This is a genomic window from Acidovorax sp. 35-64-16, assembly GCF_002281195.1.
GTDB classification, from domain to species: domain Bacteria; phylum Pseudomonadota; class Gammaproteobacteria; order Burkholderiales; family Burkholderiaceae_C; genus Acidovorax; species Acidovorax defluvii.
This window is the reverse complement of record NZ_NCFM01000010.1, coordinates 1-21,969: the sequence shown is the minus strand read 5'-3', so window position 1 is coordinate 21,969 and position 21,969 is coordinate 1. Positions and strand designations below refer to the sequence as shown.

General features: G+C 64.4%; 18 protein-coding genes and 1 pseudogene. 18 read left to right on the top strand and 1 reads right to left on the bottom strand.

Annotated features, from left to right (window positions below; all coding sequences use genetic code 11):
* Positions 1–298: 298 nt before the first annotated feature.
* From B7Y64_RS08995 to B7Y64_RS08960, 8 genes are all read left to right on the top strand, one after another.
* Positions 299–1,414, top strand: coding sequence for a porin (locus tag B7Y64_RS08995; protein WP_291324460.1), 1,116 nt, complete (start codon positions 299–301; stop codon positions 1,412–1,414).
* Between the two features lie 331 nt (positions 1,415–1,745).
* Entirely contained in the window at positions 1,746–2,726 is a 981-nt protein-coding gene (locus B7Y64_RS08990) for an ABC transporter permease (RefSeq protein ID WP_291324459.1), read from the top strand.
* Positions 2,726–3,943: a M20 aminoacylase family protein gene (locus tag B7Y64_RS08985; RefSeq protein ID WP_291324458.1), complete on the top strand. Its 1,218-nt coding sequence runs from the start codon at positions 2,726–2,728 to the stop codon at positions 3,941–3,943. Before B7Y64_RS08990 ends, B7Y64_RS08985 begins: the two co-directional genes overlap by 1 nt.
* A 67-nt stretch (positions 3,944–4,010) precedes the next feature.
* A complete protein-coding gene (locus B7Y64_RS08980) occupies positions 4,011–5,588 on the top strand; it encodes an ABC transporter substrate-binding protein (RefSeq protein ID WP_291324457.1) in 1,578 nt (525 codons plus the stop codon).
* 85 nt (positions 5,589–5,673) lie between these two features.
* On the top strand, positions 5,674–6,585 hold the full coding sequence (locus B7Y64_RS08975; RefSeq protein ID WP_291324456.1) for an ABC transporter permease: 912 nt from the start codon (positions 5,674–5,676) through the stop codon (positions 6,583–6,585).
* 113 nt (positions 6,586–6,698) lie between these two features.
* Positions 6,699–7,670 carry an ABC transporter ATP-binding protein gene (locus B7Y64_RS08970; RefSeq protein WP_291324455.1) on the top strand — a complete coding sequence of 324 codons (972 nt, stop codon included), beginning with the start codon at positions 6,699–6,701 and terminating at the stop codon, positions 7,668–7,670.
* On the top strand, positions 7,667–8,680 hold the full coding sequence (locus tag B7Y64_RS08965; protein ID WP_291324454.1) for an ABC transporter ATP-binding protein: 1,014 nt from the start codon (positions 7,667–7,669) through the stop codon (positions 8,678–8,680). Before B7Y64_RS08970 ends, B7Y64_RS08965 begins: the two co-directional genes overlap by 4 nt.
* 97 nt (positions 8,681–8,777) lie before the next feature.
* Positions 8,778–9,275, top strand: a complete 498-nt coding sequence (locus B7Y64_RS08960; RefSeq protein WP_024812913.1) for a YbhB/YbcL family Raf kinase inhibitor-like protein — start codon at positions 8,778–8,780, stop codon at positions 9,273–9,275.
* 6 nt (positions 9,276–9,281) lie between these two features.
* Here B7Y64_RS08960 and B7Y64_RS08955 read toward each other — a convergent pair whose 3' ends face one another.
* Positions 9,282–10,220, bottom strand: a complete 939-nt coding sequence (locus B7Y64_RS08955; protein WP_291324453.1) for a LysR family transcriptional regulator — start codon at positions 10,218–10,220, stop codon at positions 9,282–9,284.
* Between the two features lie 252 nt (positions 10,221–10,472).
* Here B7Y64_RS08955 and B7Y64_RS08950 point away from each other — a divergent pair, with 252 nt between their 5' ends.
* The 10 genes and pseudogenes from B7Y64_RS08950 to B7Y64_RS08905 all read left to right on the top strand — a co-directional run.
* Positions 10,473–12,590, top strand: coding sequence for a 3-hydroxyacyl-CoA dehydrogenase NAD-binding domain-containing protein (locus B7Y64_RS08950; RefSeq protein WP_291324452.1), 2,118 nt, complete (start codon positions 10,473–10,475; stop codon positions 12,588–12,590).
* A gap of 170 nt (positions 12,591–12,760) precedes the next feature.
* On the top strand, positions 12,761–13,936 hold the full coding sequence (locus B7Y64_RS08945; protein ID WP_291324451.1) for an acetyl-CoA C-acyltransferase: 1,176 nt from the start codon (positions 12,761–12,763) through the stop codon (positions 13,934–13,936).
* 210 nt (positions 13,937–14,146) lie between these two features.
* Positions 14,147–15,355, top strand: coding sequence for an acyl-CoA dehydrogenase family protein (locus B7Y64_RS08940; protein ID WP_024812909.1), 1,209 nt, complete (start codon positions 14,147–14,149; stop codon positions 15,353–15,355).
* 10 nt (positions 15,356–15,365) lie between these two features.
* Positions 15,366–16,493: an acyl-CoA dehydrogenase family protein gene (locus B7Y64_RS08935; RefSeq protein ID WP_291324450.1), complete on the top strand. Its 1,128-nt coding sequence runs from the start codon at positions 15,366–15,368 to the stop codon at positions 16,491–16,493.
* Positions 16,494–16,623: 130 nt separating this feature from the next.
* The gene (locus B7Y64_RS08930) at positions 16,624–17,424 is read left to right on the top strand and encodes an oxepin-CoA hydrolase, alternative type (protein WP_291324449.1); all 801 of its coding nucleotides are present in this window, start codon (positions 16,624–16,626) and stop codon (positions 17,422–17,424) included.
* 24 nt (positions 17,425–17,448) lie between these two features.
* On the top strand, positions 17,449–18,702 hold the full coding sequence (locus B7Y64_RS08925; RefSeq protein ID WP_291324448.1) for a CoA transferase: 1,254 nt from the start codon (positions 17,449–17,451) through the stop codon (positions 18,700–18,702).
* A gap of 77 nt (positions 18,703–18,779) precedes the next feature.
* Entirely contained in the window at positions 18,780–19,787 is a 1,008-nt protein-coding gene (locus B7Y64_RS08920) for a tripartite tricarboxylate transporter substrate binding protein (RefSeq protein WP_111867084.1), read from the top strand.
* Positions 19,788–19,813: 26 nt separating this feature from the next.
* Entirely contained in the window at positions 19,814–20,830 is a 1,017-nt protein-coding gene (locus tag B7Y64_RS08915; protein WP_051463449.1) for a tripartite tricarboxylate transporter substrate binding protein, read from the top strand.
* Between the two features lie 7 nt (positions 20,831–20,837).
* Positions 20,838–21,821, top strand: a complete 984-nt coding sequence (locus B7Y64_RS08910) for a nitronate monooxygenase family protein (RefSeq protein WP_291324447.1) — start codon at positions 20,838–20,840, stop codon at positions 21,819–21,821.
* Between the two features lie 37 nt (positions 21,822–21,858).
* Positions 21,859–21,969, top strand: a pseudogene (locus tag B7Y64_RS08905) (electron transfer flavoprotein subunit beta/FixA family protein); the annotation flags it as partial.

Genomic DNA, 21,969 nt, shown 5'->3' with positions numbered 1-21,969 from the left:
TCTTGGGCCAGGCTTTTCTGCAAAAGGTTGCGGCTGGAGGGCGGGTGTTTGTGCCCTGGAAAGTCGTGATGGCGCGGTGGTTTTTAGTAAGTGAACGGTCGTTCTATTAGGGAAAGCCTGTGTAAGCGATATGCAACAAACGCTTACGCACGAGCGTGCCTTTACTAAACTGGACCGGCACCCAACCAACCACGGAAAGAGACCCGATCTATGAAAAAAACCGATATCACGAAGTTGTTCGCCTTCGGAGCCTTCAAGCTTTGCTTGCGCACAGACCGCCAGCGCACCGACGAGCAGCGTGCAGTTATGGGGCATTGTTGATGTGGCCTATCGCCATACCAATAACGAAGGTGCCGGTAAAGATGGCCTGTCGAAGATGATTGGGGGCGGCATGTCGCAAAGCCGCTGGGGTATCAACGTGGACGAAGATCTGGGCGGTGGTTCCAAGGCCCTGGTTGTTTTGGAAAATCGTTTGAATGCAGATGACGGCAGTGTTTCCACTCCCTTCTTCCAGTTGTCCTATGTGGGGTTGCAAGGCCCCTATGGCCGCCTGACCGCTGGGCGCCAGTGGAACGTGCTGTTCGACGTCGTGACCAGTACCTACGCTTCGTTCCCCTATTCTCCGTATATGGAGGCCTACAAGCCTGAGCTGGGCATGGCCGTGGGAGCGCGTACCAGCAATATGCTGAAGTACACCTTCGCAACACCGGACCGCAGTTTCGTGGGTTCGCTGCAATACTCGTTTGACGAGAACAACGACACCAAGGCACTGGAAGCGGGGCTGCCAGCTTCTGCGGCACAGGTGCCTGCCTATGTGGGCAGCACGCTGGGCGGCGGTGCCTGGCAGACGGCTGGCGGCTATCTGCGCTACGCCGCCAACGGCTTCGCATTGGGTGGCGGTTACATGCGCACGACGCTGCCAGGCGGCACCGATGTCGATGCCTGGACCCTGGGTGGTTCGTATCGCACCGGCCCCTGGTACTTCAACACTGGCTACGGCCTGAACAAGGCGAAATACGAGACGGTCACTAGCACCATCCAGGGTTTCCGTAACACCGTTGACAGGGCGATCCTGGGCCAGTTCTGGGCTGGCCAGACCAATGGCGGCTTCCAGCCGGGTGATGCCGACAAGCGCCAACTGTTCAAGGTGGGCGTGGGCTATCAGCTGACGCCTCAACTGAACCTGGGTGCGCACTACTTCCGCGGTAAGCAATCGGGCTCGGCCTCGGGCGCATCCAACGGTAAGGCCAACTTCTACGTCGCCGTGGCGGACTACGCCTTCAGCAAGCGCACCGACGCCTACTTTGGCGTAGACCACACCAGCATCAGCGGCGGCACTGCGCTCGTGCTCGACACCGCCAGCGGCGCTCGCAGCCGTACCGGTATCACCGCTGGTATTCGTCACCGCTTCTAATCACTGGTGGGGGAAAAACGCCGCTCTGGCAACAGAGTGGCGTGGGTTTCCAAGGGAAAACCGGGTCGCTAGCGATAGTGATCCGGTTTTTTTCTTTTTTGGAAAAATCCGAATCTCGCGGGCGGCACAAAAAAAATGAAGAATTCGCCCCCCAACCCGAATGGGCGCGGGACGAGCCATTTTTCAGGTGCCTGCGGCGGCGGGATGGCTGGCACTGTTCCTGCATGCAGGGAGTGAAGGACCTGTCATTTTCGGCACTGCGTGCTCGAAAACCATCGTTCGTTGCCAGAAACTTCCCTGTTAGCATGGTCCATCATTCTTCGCTTTTCTGATGCTCGCTTTTATTTTGCGCCGCCTGATTCAGGCGGTCATGGTGATGGTTGCGGTGGCCTTTATTGCCTTCATGCTGTTCCAGTATGTGGGCGACCCGGTGGTGTTTCTGCTGGGGCAGGATGCCACCCCCGAGCAGATCCGCAGCCTGCGCGCCGACCTGGGGCTCGACAAGCCCTTTTTCGTGCAGTTCTGGCACTTTCTGGTGAATGCCGCGCAGGGGGAGTTTGGCCTGAGCCTGCGCCAGGGCGCCAAGGTGTCGCGACTGATGGCCGAGCGGTTTCCGGCCACGCTGGAGCTGGCACTGGTGGCCGCCGCGCTGGCGCTGGTGGTAGGGGTGCCCATGGGGGTGTATGCGGCGCTCAAGCGGGGCACCTTCATCAGCCAGGCGTTCATGACGCTGTCACTGCTGGGCGTGTCGCTACCCACGTTTTTGATCGGCATCCTGCTGATCCTGGTGTTTGCCGTGATGCTGGGCTGGTTTCCGAGTTTTGGCCGCGGTGAGGTGGTGCATATCGGGTGGTGGACTTCGGGGCTGCTGACGGCCAAGGGGTGGCATCACATCACGCTGCCGGCCGTTACGTTGGCGATTTTTCAGCTCACGCTCATCATGCGGCTGGTGCGCGCCGAGATGCTGGAGGTGCTGCGCACCGACTACATCAAGTTTGCCCGTGCGCGGGGCCTGTCGAACCGGGCCATCCATTTTGGCCATGCACTCAAGAACACGCTGGTGCCGGTGATGACGATCACCGGGCTGCAACTGGGCGGGCTGATTGCCTTTGCCATCATCACGGAAACGGTGTTCCAGTGGCCGGGCATGGGGCTACTGTTCATCCAGGCCGTGACGTTTGCCGACATTCCGGTGATGGCGGCCTACCTGTGCCTGATTGCGCTGATTTTTGTGGTGATCAACCTGGTGGTGGATCTGCTGTATTTTGTGGTCGACCCGCGCCTGCGCGTGGGTAATGCCGGAGGGCACTGATGCTCAATCCACGATGGAAAGCCGGCGGGCGCGCCTTTGCCCACATTGCGCAATTCCACCCCGAACTGACCGCGCTGCGGCGCGACTTGCATGCCCACCCCGAGCTGGGTTTTGAAGAGCTGTACACCGGCCGGCGCGTCAAAGAGGCTTTGCAACTGTGCGGCGTGGACGAAATCCACGAAGGCATTGGCCGCACGGGCCTGGTGGCTGTGGTGCGGGGGCGCAGCCAATCGAGCGGCAGCATGGTGGGCCTGCGCGCCGACATGGACGCGCTGCCCATTGCCGAGCACAACGACTTTTCCTGGAAATCGTGCAAGCAGGGTCTCATGCATGGCTGCGGCCACGATGGACACACCGCCATGCTGGTGGGCGCCGCCCGCTACCTGGCCGAAACCCGCAACTTTGACGGCACCGCCGTGTTGATCTTCCAGCCCGGCGAAGAGGGCTTTGCCGGCGCCCGCGTCATGATGGAAGACGGCTTGTTCGACCGGTTTCCGGTGCAATCGGTTTTTGCCATGCACAACTGGCCCGCCATGAAGCCGGGCACCGTGGGCATCAACACCGGGCCCATGATGGCGGCGGCAGACCGCATCACCATCGAGATCACCGGGCGCGGCGGCCACGGCGCCCATGCCTACCAGACGGTCGATGTGGTGCTGGTGGCGGCGCACATCATTACCGCGGCGCAGAGCATTGTTTCGCGCAATGTGCGGCCCATCGAAAGCGCCGTGGTCAGCCTGTGCGCCATTCAGGCCGGCGACCTGGGCGCTTTCAGCGTGTTGCCGGGCACCGCCACGCTGGTGGGCACGGTGCGCACCTTCGACCCGGCGGTGCAGGAACTGGTGGAGCAACGCCTGAAAGAGCTTTGCAGCGCCATTGCCCTGGGGTTTGGCGCCACGGCCACGCTGCATTACGAGCGCATGTACCCCGCCACCATCAACACCGAGAGCGAGGCCGTTTTTGCCGCCGACGTGGCCGCGTCGCTGGTCGGTGCCGACCATGTGGTGCGCGACCTGGAGCCCAGCATGGGTGCGGAAGACTTTGCGTTCATGCTGCAGACCAGGCCCGGCGCCTACCTGCGGTTGGGGCAGGGCACGGGCGCCAGTGGCAGCGCGCTGCACAACAGCCGCTACGACTTCAATGACGAGGTTCTGCCCCTGGGGTCGGCACTGCACGCCAGCCTGATCGAGCAGGCCATGCCCTTGCCGACGCCCTGACGGACTGCCTCCCGCGTGCCGTCTTGTCCACTGATTTCTTGTTTCCGCCATCCTCCAGGATATTTGCATGAAATTAAAGAAAAAAACCGCCTTGGCCCTTGTACTGCAAGCGCTAGTAGCTACTACTTTGGTAGCAAACGCGCAAACGATCCGGGTGGCCAATCAGGGTGATGCGCTTTCCATGGACCCCCACTCGCTCAACGAGTCGCTGCAGCTGAGCACGACGGGCAATGTGTACGAGCCGCTGGTGGGGCGCAACAAGGATTTGAGTCTGGCACCCGCACTGGCGACGGCGTGGCGGCAGACCGCGCCCACGGTGTGGCAGTTTGAGCTGCGCCGGGGTGTGCAATTTCATGACGGCACCCCGTTCACGGCAGACGATGTGCTGTTCAGCTTTGCGCGCACCCAGGCCGACGGCTCGGACATGAAGAGCTACACCAACGACTTCAAGGAAGTGCGCAAGATCAACGACTTTTTGGTGGAGATCGAGACCAAAATGCCGTTCCCGATTCTTCCGGACGTGATCTCGCAAGTGGCCATCATGAGCAAGAAATGGTGCGAGACCCACCAGGCGGTGACGCCGGTGGACCGCCGCAAGGGCATCGAGAATGCCGCGTCGTTCCGGGCCAACGGCACGGGGCCGTTCCGCCTGCGCGAACGCCAGCCCAACGTGCGCACGGTGTTCACGCGCAATGGCACTTATTGGGGCAAGATCGAAGGCAATGTGGCCGAAGTCATCTTCACGCCGATTGGCAACGACGCCACCCGTGTGGCTGCGCTGCTGTCGGGCGAGGTGGACGTGATGGAGCCCGTGCCGGTGCAGGACATCGAGCGCGTGAACAACGGTGCCAACACCCGCGCCATCACCGGCCCCGAGCTGCGCACCATTTTTCTGGGCATGGACCAAAAGCGCGACGAGCTGCTGTACTCGAGCGTGAAGGGCAAGAACCCGTTCAAGGACAAGCGCGTGCGCCAGGCCTTCTACCAGGCCATCGACATCGACGGCATCAAGAAAACGGTGATGCGCGGTGCCTCCAACCCCTCGGCGCTGATGGTGGGCCCGGGCATCAACGGGTTTCAGCCCGACGCCAAGCGCCTGCCGTATGACGTGGAAGCCGCCAAGAAGCTCATGGCCGAAGCAGGCTACGCCAGTGGTTTTGAGGTGTCCATGAACTGCCCCAACGACCGCTATGTGAACGATGGCCGCATCTGCCAGGCGGTGGCGGCCAACCTGTCGCGCATCAACGTCAAGATCAATCTGCAGGCCGAGACCAAGGGCACCTATTTCCCCAAGATCTTGCGCCGCGACACCAGCTTTTACATGCTGGGCTGGACGCCTTCCACCTACGACGCGCACAACGCCCTCAATGCCCTGATGGCCTGTGTAGACGACAAGGGCGCGGGCCAGTTCAACCTGGGCGCCTATTGCAACCCCAAGGTGGACGAGCTGACCAAGAAAATCCAGGCCGAGACCGACAAAGCCAAGCGCAACGCCATGATCAAAGAGGCGTTTGACCTGCATTCGGCCGACGTGGGGCACCTGCCCCTGCACCAGCAGGCCCTGGCCTGGGGCGTGGGCAAAAACGTCAAGCTGGTGCAACTGGCAGACAACTACATGCCCTTCAAGTGGATGAGCAAGAACTGATCTGTCTCCCGCCACCCTCCCAATGGGCTGCAAGGCAAGGCCGCACGGCGCGCCGGGCCTTGCTGCCTGTTTATTGTTTCCTCCGATGAAAAAACCCCTTGCGCGCTGGTTTGACAGCGATGTTGGCTACAGCTTTCGCACATCGCCCATGGCCATGCTGGCGGCAGCGATTGCCGTGGTGTGCGTGTTCTGCTCGCTATTTGCGGGCTGGGTGGCACCGCACAACCCGTTCGATTTGTCCACGCTGGAGCTCAGTGATGCGCGCTTGCCGCCGGCATGGATTGCCGAGGGTTCGAGCAAATACCTGCTGGGCACTGATGACCAGGGGCGCGACATTCTCTCGGCCGTAATCTACGGCGCCCGCATCTCGCTGGTGGTGGGGCTGGCGTCGGTGCTGCTGTCGGTGGTGGTGGGCGTGGCGCTGGGGTTGCTGGCCGGTTTCCGGGGTGGCTGGATTGATGCGGTGCTGATGCGCCTGTGCGACGTGATGCTGTCGTTTCCGGCCATTTTGGTGGCCCTGCTGATCGCGGGGGTGGGCCGCGCGCTGTTTCCCAATGCCCACGAATCGCTGGCCTTTGGCGTGCTGATTTTTTCGATCTCGCTGACCGGCTGGGTGCAATATGCGCGCACGGTGCGCGGCTCTACCCTGGTCGAGCGCAACAAGGAATATGTGCAGGCCGCGCGCGTGACCGGCGTGGCCCCCCTGCGCATCATGCGCAAGCATGTGCTGCCCAACGTGATGGGCCCGGTGATGGTGCTGGCCACCATCCAGGTGGCCACGGCCATCATCACCGAGGCCACGCTGTCGTTTCTGGGCGTGGGGGCGCCGCCCACATCGCCCTCGCTGGGCACGCTGATCCGCGTGGGCAACGATTACCTGTTCTCGGGCGAGTGGTGGATTACGGTGTTCCCGGGGCTCATGCTGGTGCTGATTGCGCTGTCGGTGAACCTGCTGGGTGACTGGCTGCGCGATGCGCTCAACCCGAGATTGAGATGACCCCCCTGAGTCGCTTCGCGCCATCCCCCCAGGGGGACGCCCCCAGTGGCCCGGCAAAGCCGGTTCCACGGCGTCTGCTGGTCCGGGCCGTGCCCTTGCAATGAATCGCTGACATGTCCCTTTTAGAAGTCAAAAACCTCGTTGTCGAATTCCCGGGCCGGCGCGGCACGCTGCGCGCCCTGGATGACATTTCGTTTTCCATCGCCCCCGGCGAAATATTGGGCGTGGTGGGCGAGTCGGGTGCTGGCAAGTCGCTCACGGGCGCCGCCATCATCGGCCTGCTGGAGTCGCCCGGGCGCGTGGCCTCGGGTCAGATCTTGCTGGAAGGCGAGCGCATCGACAACCTCAGCGACGCGCACATGCGCCACATCCGGGGTCGGCGCATCGGCGCGATTTTCCAGGACCCGCTGACCTCGCTGAACCCGCTGTACACCGTGGGTCGGCAGCTCACCGAAACCATCCAGGCGCACCTGCCAGTGAATGCGGCAGAGGCCCGGCGGCGCGCCATTGCGCTGCTGCAGGACACCGGCATCCCGGCGGCCGAGCAGCGCGTGGACCATTACCCGCACCAGTTCTCGGGCGGTATGCGCCAGCGGGTGGTGATTGCCCTGGCGCTGGCGGCCGAGCCGCAACTCATCGTGGCCGACGAGCCCACCACGGCGCTCGATGTGTCGATCCAGGCGCAGATCATCACGCTGCTCAAATCCATCTGCAAATCGCGCGGCGCAGCCGTGATGCTGATCACCCACGACATGGGCGTGATTGCCGAAACCTGCGACCGCGTGGCGGTGTTGTATGCCGGGCGCGTGGTCGAGATCGGCCCGGTGCACGAGGTCATCAACCACCCCGCGCACCCCTACACCGCGGGCCTCATGGCCTCGATCCCCGACATGGCGCAAGACCGCGAGCGCCTGAACCAGATTGACGGAGCCATGCCCCGCCTGAACGCCATTCCCCCGGGCTGCGCCTTCAACCCGCGCTGCCCGCGCCGCTTTGACCGCTGCACCACCGATCGCCCCGAACTGCTGGAGGCAGGCGCCACCCGCGCGGCCTGCTGGCTGCACGCCCCAGAGGTGGCAGCATGAGCGCAACCACACCGGCCAGCACGCCCCTGGTGCAGGCGCACGACCTGGCGAAAACCTTCGATGTCTCGGCCCCCTGGCTCAACCGCGTGCTCGAAGGCAAGCCGCGCACGCTCTTGCATGCCGTCGATGGCGTGAGCTTCGACATCGAAAAAGGCAAAACGCTGGCCCTGGTGGGCGAGTCGGGCTGCGGCAAAAGCACCGTGGCGCGCCTGCTGGTGGGCCTGTACGAGCCCACGCGCGGCGGCCTCACCTTTGACGGACAGGATGCACACGCGGCCTTCAAGGGCAGCAACGCCAAGGCCATGCGCCGGCGCATCCAGATGATCTTCCAGGACCCCTACGCCAGCCTCAACCCGCGCTGGCTGGTGGAAGACATCGTGGGCGAGCCGCTCAAGGAGCACGGCCTCATCACTGACAAGGCGCAGCTGAAAGAGCGCGTGGGCGAGTTGCTGCAATCGGTGGGCCTGTCGCCCCTGGACATGGTCAAGTACCCGCACCAGTTCTCGGGCGGGCAGCGCCAGCGCATCTCGATTGCGCGTGCTTTGGCCACCGAGCCCGAATTTCTGGTGTGCGACGAGCCGACCAGCGCGCTCGATGTGTCGGTGCAGGCGCAGGTGCTCAACATCATGAAAGACCTGCAGCGCCAGCGGCACCTCACCTACCTGTTCATCAGCCACAACCTGGCCGTGGTGCGCCACGTAAGCGACCACGTCGGCGTGATGTACCTGGGCCGCCTGGTCGAGCTGGCCGACAAGCACACGCTGTTTGACACGCCGCGCCACCCCTATACGGTCATGCTGCTCGACGCCATCCCCAAGATGCACGACACCGGCAAGGCGCGCACCCCCGTGCAGGGCGAGGTGCCCAATCCGCTCAACCCGCCGCCGGGCTGCGCCTTCAACCCGCGCTGCCCGCACGTCAACGAGCGCTGCCGCACCGAGCGGCCCCAGCTGCTCACCCTGGGCGGCATCCGCATTGCCTGCCACGCGGTGGAGGAAGGCCGAATCTAGATGAGATGCTATTTAAATAGTAGCTGTTGGCGCTTGCTGGTAAAGCGCTAGAGGCCTTTTTTGTATAAACGACTGTCTTCAACCCAGGAGTTGCACGATGACCGTATTCACCCTCTCCAGTCCCGACATCCCCAGCGGCGGCACCGTGCCGCCGCATTTCGAGTTTGACGGCTTTGGCTGTTCGGGCCAGAACCAGTCGCCCATCCTGCAGTGGAGCGGCGCGCCCGTGGGCACGCAAAGCTTTGCCGTCACCGTGTACGACCCCGACGCGCCCACCGGCTCGGGCTGGTGGCACTGGTTTGTGGTGGACCTGCCGGCGACCACCGCGCAGCTGGTGCCCAACGCGGGCGCCCAGGGCGGTGCCGGTTTGCCTGCGGGTGCGCGCCAGATCCGCAACGACTACGGCGCTTTTGCCTGGGGCGGCGTGTGCCCGCCGCCGGGCGACAAGCCGCACCGCTATGTGTTCACCGTGCATGCGCTCAGCGTGCCCCGGCTGGACATTCCCGACGACGCCACCGCCGCACTGGCGGGCTTCATGGTCAACGCCCACACGCTGGCCAAGGCCAGCTTCACGGCCACCTACGGCCGGCCCTGAGCGCCTTCAGGGGGCGGGTAGGGCGGAGGCTGGCGCAGGGCTGGCGGGCGGCTCGGCGCCGGGCAGGGCGCGGCCCAGCAAATACTCGATGCAGGTGCGCACCGCCCGCGTCTGGTGGCGGTCGGGCATGTAGAGCATGAACATCTGCGTGCCAAAAATGCTCAGGCGCCAGTCGTCCAGCGTGGTCAGCACCTCGCCGCTGGCCACGGCGTCCTGCACCACGTAGTCGGGCACCAGCCCCACGCCCAGCCCGGCCAGGATGCCCTGGCGCAGAAACGGAAAATGCTCTGAAATCAGCGTGGGCTCCAGCATCACTTCGTGGCGCTCACCGCCCCGGTAGCCGCGCAGGCGCAGCTGCTTGCCCACCACGCCCGATGTAATGACCGGCGCGGTGCGCAGCGCCTCCAGCGCCGTGGGCAGTCCGTGCGCCTGGGCGTAGCCGCGCGAGGCACAGGCGGTGTAGCGCACCGCGCCCATGTCGCGCGCGACCAGCGTGGGCGGCGGCTCGGGCATGACGCGGATGGCAATGTCCACCTCGTCGCGGATCAGGTCGTCCACCCGGTTTTCAAAGCGCACATCGAGCACGATGCCCGGGTACAGGCGCTTGAAGTCGATCAGCCAGTCGGACATCACCATCTGCCCGTAGCCGCTGGGCACACTCAGGCCCACGCGGCCCTGCAGGCCCTGGCCCAGCGTGGTGATGGTTTCGCGCGCGGCCAGCATTTCGTTCTGGATGGCGCGGCCATGGGCATACAGGCGCAGGCCCACCTCGGTGGGTTCAACGCGGCGCGTGGTGCGGCGCACCAGCTGCACACCCACCGATTTTTCGAGCTGATTGAGGTGGTAACTCACGTTGGCGCGCGTCATCTTGAGGTTGCGCGCGGCCTGGCTCAGGTTGCCAGCGTCCAGGATGTCCACCAGCACGGTGAGGGAGGTAAGTTCCATGTCTTTCTGTTTCTCCAGGAACGTGCTTGCGTTCTGAAAACCGTGCACTGTGGTGGCGCGGCTGGTGGTGCGCCAGCGCGGCCTGTGCCTTGCCTTTGCAAGAAACGGCGCTCCAGATTCAGCAGCGATCGGCTGTTTTCGGTCGCGTGTGTCAAAGAATTTTTGACAGTCTGTCAATCATTAATGTAATTGTCAAGATTGTTTGCCGCATCAACAATACAAAGCTACTTGAAACCACCAGGAGACTCCCGCATGGGCGCAGCTACCCCCGAATCCGTTGTCACCACTGCCCGCGCGGGCGCCATCCTGGTCGTGACCGTCAACAATCCGCCGGTCAATGCGCTGGGCGTGGCCGTGCGCCAGGGGCTGGCCGCCGCCATGGCACAGGCCCAGGCCGACAGCACCGTGGCGGGCGTGCTGCTGATGGGCGCAGGCAAGGCCTTCATTGCGGGCGCCGACATCCGCGAGTTTGGCAAGCCCGCCATGCCGCCCTCGCTGCCCGAGGTGTGCCGCAGCATTGAAGACTGCACCAAGCCCGTGGTGGCAGTGCTGCACGGTGCGGCGCTGGGCGGTGGACTGGAAGTGGCGCTGTCGGCCCACTACCGCATTGCACTGCCCGCTGCCAAGCTGGGCCTGCCCGAAGTCTCCCTGGGCCTGCTGCCGGGCTCGGGTGGCACGCAGCGCGCGCCGCGCCTGATGGGCGCGCGCGCCGCCACCGAGCTCATGCTCAGCGGCAAGCACCTGTCGGCCAAGGCCGCGCTGGCGGCAGGCCTGGTGGACCAACTGGCTGAGGGCGACGACGCCCAGGCTGCTGGCCTGGTCTACCTCAACGCGCTGCTGGCGCAAAACGCCCCCGTGCGCCGCACGCGCGACATCGCCATCCCCGACCCCGCCGCAGCGCTGGCCGAGCTGGAGGTGCTGAAAGCCGACACCGCCAAGAAAACCCGGGGCCTGTTTTCGCCCCTCAAGATCATTGAATGCGTGCAGGCCGCCGTGCAGCTGCCATTTGATGAAGGCATGGCGCGCGAGCGCGCGCTGTTTCTGGAGTGCCTGGACAGCCCGCAGCGTGCCGGCCTGATCCACGCCTTTTTTGCCGAGCGCGAAGTGGTCAAGATCCCCGAGGCCAAGGCCGCCGCGCCGCGCGCATTTGCCACCATCGCCATCATTGGCGGCGGCACCATGGGTGCGGGCATCACCGTGTCGGCCCTGGACGCGGGCTACCCCGTGACCATGGTCGAGCGCGATGCGGCATCCATCGCGCGGGGCCGTGCCAATGTGGAAAAGGTCTACACCGGCCTGGTCGCCAAGGGCCGCATGACCGAAGAAGCCAAGGCCGCCGTCATGGCGCGCTACACCGGCAGCACCTCGTACGACGACCTGGCCAACGTGGACCTGGTGATCGAGGCCGTGTTTGAAGAACTCGACGTCAAAAAAGCCGTGTTCAAGGAGCTGGACCGCGTGTGCAAACCCGGCGCCGTGCTGGCCACCAACACCTCGTACCTGGACATCGACGCCATCGCCGCCGTCACCAGCCGCCCGCAGGACGTGATTGGCCTGCACTTCTTCAGCCCCGCCAACATCATGAAGCTGTTGGAGATCGTGGTGCCAGCCAAGGTGGGTGCTGACGTGGTGGCCACCGCCTTTGAGCTGGCCAAGAAACTCAAAAAAGTGCCCGTGCGCGCCGGTGTGTGCGACGGCTTCATCGGCAACCGCATTCTGGCCGTGTACAAGCAGGCCGCCGACTACATCATGGAAGACGGCGCCAGCCCCTACGAGATCGACGAGGCCGTGCGCGGCTTTGGCTTTGCCATGGGCCCGTTCCAGGTGACGGACCTGGCCGGTGGCGACATTGGCTGGGCCACGCGCAAGCGCCGTGCCGCCACGCGTGACCCCAAGGCCCGCTATGTGGAAGTGGCCGACCGCATCTGCGAGCGTGGCTGGTTCGGCCAGAAAACCGGCCGCGGCTTTTACCTGTACCCCGAAGGCGCCCGCGTGGGCCAGCCTGACCCCGAAGTGCTGGCCATTGTGGATGCCGAGCGCGCCAAAAAAGGCGTCACCCCGCGCCAATTCACGGCCGACGGCATCATGCGCCGCTACATGGCCGCCATGGCCAACGAAGGCGCCAACGTGGTGCACGAAGGCATTGCGTTGCGCCCGCTGGATGTGGACGTAACCTTCATGTCCGGCTATGGCTTCCCGCGCTTTCGTGGCGGCCCCATGAAGTGGGCCGACATGTACGGCCTGCCCCGGCTGCTGGCCGACATCGAGGAATTTGCCAAGGAAGACGCGCTGTTCTGGAAACCCTCGCCCCTGCTGGTCAAGCTGGTGCAGGAAGGGCGCAATTTCGACAGCCTGAACCAGCTTGCCTGAGCACCCGTCGCCACAGCACCCGCCGCCACAGCACCCGCCACCACAGCATCTGTCACGTAGATATCAAAACAATAGCTGTTAGCGCTTTTACATAAAGAGTTTGGTAGTGTTTTTGCTATCAAACCCAATCAATGCAAGAGCAACCAGCTAGAAAAACAGGAGCAACCACCATGCGCCAAGCCGTTATCGTTTCTACCGCCCGCACGCCGCTGGCCAAATCCCACCGGGGCGAATTCAATGCCACGCCCGGCCCGCAACTGGCCGCTTTCTCGGTGAAAGCGGCGGTCGAGCGCGCGGGCATCGACCCGGCCCTCATTGAAGACCTGGTGATGGGCTGCGGTTACCCCGAAGGCATCACCGGCAAGAACATTGGCCGCCAGACCGTGGTGCGCGCCGGTTTGCCGCTGTCGGTGGCGGGCGTTACCGTCAGCCGTTTTTGTGCCTCGGGCCTGCAAGCCATTGCCGTGGCGGCAGACCGCATCGTGGCCGAAGGCGTGCCCGCCATGGTGGCCGGGGGTGTCGAGAGCATTTCGGCCATCCGCGCCGGTTTGCCCGCCGACATCGACCCCTGGCTGATGCAGCACAAGCCCGACCTCTACATGGCGATGATCGACACCGCCGACAACGTGGCCCACCGCTACGGCATCAGCCGCGAAGACCAGGACCTGTTCTCGCTGGAGAGCCAAAAGCGCACCGCCGCCGCGCAAGACCAGGGCCTGTTTGCCGACGAGATCGTGCCCTGTGCCACACGCATGGCCGAAAAGAACAAGGACACCGGCGAAGTCACCTTGCGCGACGTGGTGGCCACGCGCGACAACTGCAACCGCCCCGGCACCACGCTGGAGGGCCTGGCCAAGCTGGAGCCCGTCAAGGGCCCCGGCCAGTTCATCACGGCGGGCAATGCCTCGCAGCTGTCCGATGGTTCCAGCGCCTGCGTGCTGATGGAGGCCACCCACGCCGAGCGCCTGGGCCTGTCACCCCTGGGGGCCTTCCGCGGTTTTGCCGTGGCCGGGTGCGAGCCCGACGAAATGGGCATCGGCCCGGTGTTTGCCGTGCCCAAGCTGCTGGCGCGCCACGGCCTCACGGTGCAAGACATCGACCTGTGGGAGATGAACGAGGCCTTTGCCTCGCAAGCGCTGTATTGCCAACGCAAGCTGGGCATTCCCGGCGAGCGGCTCAATGTCAACGGCGGCGCCATCTCGATCGGCCACCCGTTTGGCATGACCGGCGCGCGCCTGGTGGGCCACCTGCTGCTCGAAGGCCGCCGCCGCAAAGCCAAGTGGGGCGTGGTCACGATGTGCATTGCCGGAGGCATGGGTGCCGCTGGCTTGTTTGAGATCTACTGAGACCTTGCGGGACAGACCAAGAAATTGCATAGCAATTTTTGCTCTGTCCCCAACTGACGAATGCCTTCCTTGCGGGACAGACCAAGAAATTGCATGGCCATTTTTGCTCTGTCCCCCACTGATGAATGCCTCGGGACAGCCCCAGACATTGCGCAGCAATGTTTGCCCTCTCCTCCACCGACCAATGCCCAACTGACTTAAAGGCACGACATGGACCTGAATTTCACCCCCGAAGAAGAAGCCTTCCGCGCCGAAGTGCAGGCTTTTCTGCAAGAAAAACTGCCCGCGCGCATCGCCACCAAGGTCAAGGCCGGGCAGCGCCTGACCAAGGAAGACCAGGAAGAATGGCACGCCATCCTCAACGCGCGCGGCTGGCTGGCCAACCACTGGCCTGAGCAATATGGCGGCCCCGGCTGGGGTGCAGTGGAAAAATTCATTTTTGACAACGAGTGCGCCGTGGCCGGTGGCCCGCGCATCGTGCCCTTTGGCGTCAACATGCTGGGCCCGGTGCTCATCAAATACGGCAACGAGGCGCAAAAGCAATACTGGCTGCCGCGCATCCTGAGCGGTGCCGACTGGTGGTGCCAGGGCTACTCCGAGCCGGGCTCGGGGTCCGATCTGGCCTCGGTCAAGACCACGGCGGTGCGCGGTGTGGATGCCCAGGGCGACCACTACATCGTCAACGGCCAGAAAACCTGGACCACCCAGGGCCAGCACGCCAACATGATTTTTTGCCTGGTGCGCACCGACCGCGAAGCGCGCCCCCAGTCGGGCATCAGCTTTTTGCTGGTGGACATGAACACGCCCGGCGTGGAAGTGCGCCCCATCCGCACGCTCGATGGCGACCGCGAGGTCAATGAAGTGTTCTTTACCGACGTGCGCGTGCCTGCCGAGAACCTGGTGGGCGAAGAAAACAAGGGCTGGACTTACGCCAAGTTCTTGCTGACCTACGAGCGCACCGGCATTGCTGGTGTGGGCTTTTCGGTGGCGTCGCTGGAAAAGCTCAAAGTGGTGGCCAGCAAGGTGCAGCGCAATGGCCGCCCGCTCGCTCAGGACCCGCAGTTTGCCGCCCGCATGGCCAAGGTCGAGATTGACCTCGAAAACATGAAGACCACCAACCTGCGCGTGATTGCCGCCGTGGCCCATGGCAGCGTGCCGGGTGCCGAGAGCTCGATGCTCAAGATCCGGGGCACCGAGATCCGCCAGGAAATTTTGTCGCTGATCCGCCGCGCCATGGGGCCATATGCGCTGCCCTTCATTGAGGCTGCGCAGTACGAGGGCTATGCCGATGCGCCCGTGGGGCCCAAAGAGGCCGCCACCGCAGCAGCCAATTACTTCAACTACCGCAAGCTGTCGATTTTTGGCGGCTCCAATGAAATCCAGAAAAACATCATCTCCAAGATGATTCTCGGACTGTGAGACCGTAGCCATGAACTTTGAACACACCGAAGACCGCCGCATGCTGGCGGACACCCTGAACCGTTTTGTCGCCGAGCAGTACGGTTTTGAAACCCGCAACGCCATTGCCTATGGCGACGTGGGCATGCAGCCCGCGCTGTGGGCGCAGTTTGCCGAGTTGGGCGCCATTGGCGCGCTGTTCCCCGAGGCCGAAGGCGGCTTTGGCGGCGCAGGCTTTGACGTGGCCGTGGTGTTTGAGGCCCTGGGCCGTGGCCTGGTGGTCGAGCCCTTTTTGGGCGCGCTGGTGGTGGGGCGCGCCCTGGCCGCTGCGGGCACGCCCGCACAAAAAGAGCAGATTGCCAGCCTGATCGACGGGAGCACCGTGGCCGCCCTGGCACACAACGAGCCCGGCAGCCACTACGAAGTGGCCCGCGTCAGCACCCGTGCGGTGCGCAGCGGCGAGGGCTGGGCACTCACCGGCGCCAAGGCCGTGGTGGTGCAGGGTGACAACGCGCAGCTCTTGCTGGTGTCGGCCCGCACGGCGGGCGATGTGGGCAGTGAAGACGGCATTTCGCTGTTCCTGGTGCCTGCCGATAGCGCGGGCGTTGCACGCCGCGGCATGGGTCGCATCGACGGTGGCCGGGTGGCCGAAATCACGCTCGACAACGTGCAAGTGGGAGCCGATGCGCTGCTGGGCACCGAAGGCCAGGGCTTTGCCACGCTGGAGCTGGCCATGGGCTGGGGCGTGCTGGCGCTGTGCGCCGAAGCGCTGGGCGCGATGGAAGTGGCCAAAAAGCACACCCTCGAATACCTGCAAACGCGCAAGCAGTTTGGCGTGCCCATTGGCAGCTTCCAGGCCCTGCAACACCGCATGGCCGACCTGCTGCTGGAGGTGGAGCAATCGCGCTCGGCGGTCATCAACGCCGCTGCCGCCATGGACAGCGCCGACCGCGTGGAGCGCGAGCGCGCGCTGTCGGCGGCCAAGTTCACCATTGGCCGCATTGGCGCGCTGGTGTCGGAAGAAAGCATCCAGATGCACGGCGGCATTGGCATGACCTGGGAGCTGCCCTTGTCGCACTACGCCAAGCGCCTGGTCATGATCGACCACGAGCTGGGCGACGAAGACCACCACTTAGCGCGCTACATCGCGCTGGGCTGACATGAACGACCCCCGGAGTCGCTTTGCGCGTTCCCCCTGGAAGGGGGACGACAGCCTCGCTGCGGGGCGGCCCTTGCTTGCTGTCCCTGGCGAAGCAGGCCGGCTACAGGCATAGAACTGGAGAACGAAGATGAGCGAAGTCCTGCTGACCCGCCGCGAAGGCGCCGTGCTGGTGCTCTCCAACAACAACCCGGCGGCCCGCAATGCGCTGTCGCCCGAGTTTTACGCGGCGCTCACCCAGGCGCTGGCCCAGGCCGAGGCCGACCCCAGCGTGGGCGCCATCGTGCTGACGGGCGAGGGCGGGCATTTTTGCTCGGGCGGTGACCTGCGCCAACTGGCCAGGCGCCGCGAGCTGCCTGTTGAAGAGCGCCGGGCCAAGCTCGAAGGCCTGCACGACCTGATTCGCGCCGTGCGCGATTGCCGCAAGCCGGTGATTGCTGCCGTCGAAGGTGCGGCTGCGGGCGCGGGGCTATCGCTGGCGCTGGCCTGCGACATGCTGGTGGCTGCCAAAAACGCGGTGTTCTCGGTGGCCTATGTGAAGGTGGGCCTCACGCCCGATGGCGGCGCCACGGCCTTCCTGGCCGAGTTTGTGTCGCGCCAGGTGCTGACCGAGCTGTGCCTGACGGGCGAGCGCATCAGTGGCGAACGCCTGCACGCGCTGGGGCCGGTCAATCGCCTGGCCGAGCCGGGGCAGGCACTGGCGCAGGCGCTGGCCCTGGCCACCCAGGTGGCGGCTGGCCCGGAGCTGGCCATGGCCCGCATCAAGACCTTGTGCCGCAATGCCTATGCGAACACACTGCAAGAACAGCTGGAGCAGGAAGCCCAGTGCATGGTGCAGTCGCAAGAGACCGAGGAGTCCCGCGAAGGCATCGGTGCCTTCCTGGAAAAGCGGCTGCCCAATTTCGCGCCACTGCGCCAACCCCCGGCCTGAGCGCTGGCAAGGAGACAAACACACATGACCACCACAACGACAACAACACCCACCACTCCGCCGGACGGCATGGACTTTCCCCTTGCGGGCGTGCGCGTGCTCGACCTCTCGCGCGTGTTTGCCGGGCCGCTGTGCGGCATGGTGCTGGCCGATTTCGGCGCCGAGGTCATCAAGGTGGAGCACCCCGGACGGGGCGACGACACGCGCGACTGGGGCATGCGCATCGGCAAGACCGAAACCACCTACTACAACAGCATGAACCGCAACAAGCGGTCGATTACGGTGGATTTGCAGACGCCCGAGGGCGTGAAAATCATCCACGACCTGCTGCCGCAGTGCGACGTGGTGGTGCAAAACTTCAAGACCGGCGGCGCCGAAAAGCTGGGCCTGGGCTACGAGCAGCTCAAGGCCATCAAGCCCGACCTGATTTATTGCTCGGTGGCCGGTTACGACAGCTCTGGGCCCGAGGCCAAGCGCCCAGGCTACGACCTGGTGATCCAGGGTGAGTCCGGGTTGATGGCCCTCAACGGTGAGGCAAACACGCCACCACTCAAGTTTGGTGTGGCCGTGGTGGACCTGATGACCGGCATGTACGCGGCCCAGGCCGTGCTGGCGGCGCTGTTTCAGCGCACGCGCACCGGCAAGGGCCGCCACATCGAGATGGCGCTGTACGACTGCGGCCTGATGATCACCGGCTACTACGGGCTCGATGCCATGCTGCTGGGCCACGACCCGCAACGTTATGGCAACGCCCATCCGTCCATCGTGCCTTACGGCATGTACGACGCGGCCGACGGCCCGCTCATCATTGCCGTGGGCAACAACGCCCAGTTCGACAAGTTTTGCCGTCAGGTCATCGAGCGCCCCGACATCGTGGAAGACCCGCGCTTTGCCACCAATGTGGAGCGCGCCAAGAACCGGCTGGTGCTGGGGCCCATGCTCAAGGAGCTGATCGCCGGATTTGCCCGCGATGTGCTGCTGCAGCGCATGACGGCCGCTGGCATCCCCTGCGGCAAGGTGGCGGGCCTGCACGAGGCCCTGACCAGCGAGCGCACCCGCCGGGGCGGCCTGCTGCAAGAGCTGCCCCACCCGGTGGCGGGCAGCACGCATGTGTTTGCGCCGCCCTACCGCCTGGACGGCCAGCGCCTGCCGATTCGCAACGCGCCGCCCACGCTGGGTGAGGGCACCCGCGAGGTGCTGCAGCAACTGCTGCAACTGTCCGAGCCCGAGTTGCAGGCCCTGCGCGACAAGGGCGTGCTGACACTTCCGCACATTTAATTAGTTTAAAAATCATAGCTATTAGCGCTTGCTGCATAAGCGCTAGAGCTTGTTTCTATATAAAAGAAGAGATATCTATGAACCTTTCGCCAATCAAGCGCCGCAGCGTGCTGCAAGGCATGGCCGCACTGGGCAGCACGGGCCTGCTGGGCACGGCACTGGCACAGACGGGCAAGGCCGCCTGGCCCACCAAGCCGATCCGGCTGGTGGTGCCCTTCAACGCGGGCGGCGCCACCGACATCATTGCCCGCACCGTGGGCGAGGCCCTGTCCAAGCGCATCGGCCAGCCCGTGGTGGTGGACAACAAGGGCGGCGCCGCAGGCATTCTGGGCACCGATGCCGTGGCCAAGGCACCGGCCGATGGCCACACCTTGCTGCTGACGCTCAGCACCTCGATGCTGATCAACCAGTTTCTGTACACCAAGCTGCCCTACAACCCGCAAAAGGACCTGGCGCTGATCACCCAGGTGGCCGCGGCGCCGGTGACGCTGGTGGTGCACCCCTCGGTGCCTGCCAACAACATGAAAGAGCTGCTGGCTTATGTGAAGGCCCAAAAGGGCAAGCTGTCGTATGGCTCCTGGGGTACGGGCTCGTATGCCCACCTGGCGGGCGCGTACATGAGCAAAACCACCGACAGCGACATGGTGCACGTCGCCTACAAGGGCGAGGCGCCCATGATCCAGGAGCTGATTGGCGGCCAGTTGCAGCTGTGCTTTTCGAGCGCGCTCAATACCAAGCCCTTCATCGACTCGGGCCGCGTCAAGGCCATTGGCGTCACCGGCAAGCAGCGCATGGACATCCTGCCCAAGGTGCCCACCATCTTTGAGCAAGGCGTGCAGGACGACGCTTATTCCATCTTTGGCTGGGTGGCCATGGGTGCACCGGCGGGCATCCCGAAAGAGATCGTGGACCAGCTTTCTGCCCACCTGCGCGAAGTGGCCAAAGACCCCAAGGTGGTTGAGCGCATTGCAGCTGCGGGCTTTTTGCCCATGATGAACAGCCCGCAAGAGTTTCAGCAGAACTACCAGCGCGACATGCCCATCTGGAAAGCCCTGGTCGAGGCCGCTGGCGCCCGGCTGGATTGAGACCCCCATTGTTTTCAGGAGACACCATGACCTTTTCCACCATTTCCCGCACCGCACCCCTCGCCCGTTTCACCCGCCGCGCCGCTTTGGCGCTGGCCGCCGCGCCGCTGCTGATCGGCAGCGCCATGGCCCAGCAGGCGGCCTGGCCCGACAAAATGGTCAAGCTGGTGGTGCCTTTCCCGGCGGGTGGCCCCACCGACACGGCCTCGCGCATCGTCGGACAGAAGCTGGGCGAGCGCCTCAAGCAAACCGTGCTCATCGAGAACAAGGCAGGCGCCTCGGGGTCGATTGCCGCAGCCCAGGTCAGCAAAAGCCCTGCGGACGGCTACACGCTGATGATGCTGGCCACACCCACCATGCTGGCGCCGCACCTGTACAAGAAGGCGGGCTACGACACGGTGAAAGATTTCACGCCCGTGGCCACGGTGTATGACCTGCCCATCGTGGTGGTGGTCAACCCCAAGCTGCTGCCCGATGTGACCGACCTCAAGGGCCTGATTGCCAACGCCAAGGCGCAAAAGACCCCACTCAACTACACCAGCTCGGGCGCGGGCAGTTTTGGCCACCTGAGCATGGAGCTGCTCAAGCAGATGGCCAGCTTTGACATGCAGCATGTGCCCTACAAGGGCGGCGTGCCGGCCATCACCGACACCATCGGCGGCCAGGTGCCCGTGATGTATGCCGACCTGGTGGCAGCGTTGCCACACATCCAGGCCGGCAAGCTGCGCGCCATTGCCGTGGGCTCGCCCCAGCGCGTGACCATGCTGCCCGACGTCAAGACCATTGCCGAGCAGGGCATCAAGGGCTATGACGCCGTGTCGTGGGGCGGCCTGCTGGCGCCTTTGGGCACACCCAAGGCGGTGGTCGATCGCATTGCAAACGAAGTGCAGCAGATCCTGGCCGAGAAGGAAGTGCAGGACAAGCTGCTGAACGCCGGTGCCATCGCCCATTTCCAGACCCCGGCGCAGCTGGGCCAGCGCGTGCAGCAGGACTACACCCGCTGGGGCCAGCTGATCCGCGATAAGGGCATTGCCTCCGAGTAACGCCGTCATGAAGACACGCATTACCGAGCTGTTTGGCATAGCGCACCCCATCATCCAGGGCGGCATGCACCATGTCGGCCTGGCCGAGTTGGCTGCGGCGGTCTCCAACGCGGGCGGCCTGGGGATCATCACCGGCCTCACGCAGCGCACACCCGAGCTGCTGGCGCGCGAGATTGCGCGCTGCCGCGCCATGACCGACAAGCCCTTCGGCGTCAACCTGACCTTTTTGCCATCGGTGAACCCGCCCGACTACCCCGGCTACGTGAAAGCCATCATCGACGGCGGCGTGAAAGTGGTCGAGACAGCGGGCAACAACCCGCAAAAGTGGCTGCCCGCCCTCAAGGACGCCGGTATCAAGGTCATCCACAAGTGCACCTCGGTGCGCCACGCACTCAAGGCCGAGGCCATTGGCTGCGACGCCATCAGCGTCGATGGCTTTGAATGCGGAGGCCATCCGGGCGAGGACGATGTGCCCAACTTCATCCTGTTGCCGCGTGCGGCAGAGGCGTTGAAGATTCCCTTTGTCGCCTCGGGCGGCATGGCCGATGGCCGCTCGCTGGTGGCCGCGCTCGCGCTGGGCGCCGAGGGCATCAACATGGGCACGCGCTTCATTGCCACGCAAGAGGCGCCCGTGCACGACAACGTCAAGCGCGCCATTGTGGCGGCCAGCGAGCTCGACACCCGCCTGGTCATGCGCCCGCTGCGCAATACCGAGCGTGTGTTGACCAATGGTGCCGCCGAGCGCCTGCTGCAAAAAGAGCGCGAACTGGGCGCGGCCATCACCTTCGCGGACATTGCGCCCGAGGTGGCGGGTGTCTATCCGCGCATCATGCAGGATGGCGACATGGAGGCGGGCGTCTGGTCGTGCGGCATGGTGGCTGGCTTGATTCACGATGTGCCCACCGTGCAGCAATTGATCGACTCCATCATGGCCCAGGCCGATGCGCTCATCAGCGAACGACTGGCCGGGCTGCTGCGCCCGGCGGCCTAGCCCGTTTATTTCTGGAACCCCCCAAGGAAAGATCCCCATGAAAATTCTTGTCCCTGTCAAACGCGTGGTGGACTACAACGTGAAAGTCCGCGTCAAATCGGACGGCAGCGGTGTGGACACAGCCAACGTCAAGATGAGCATGAACCCC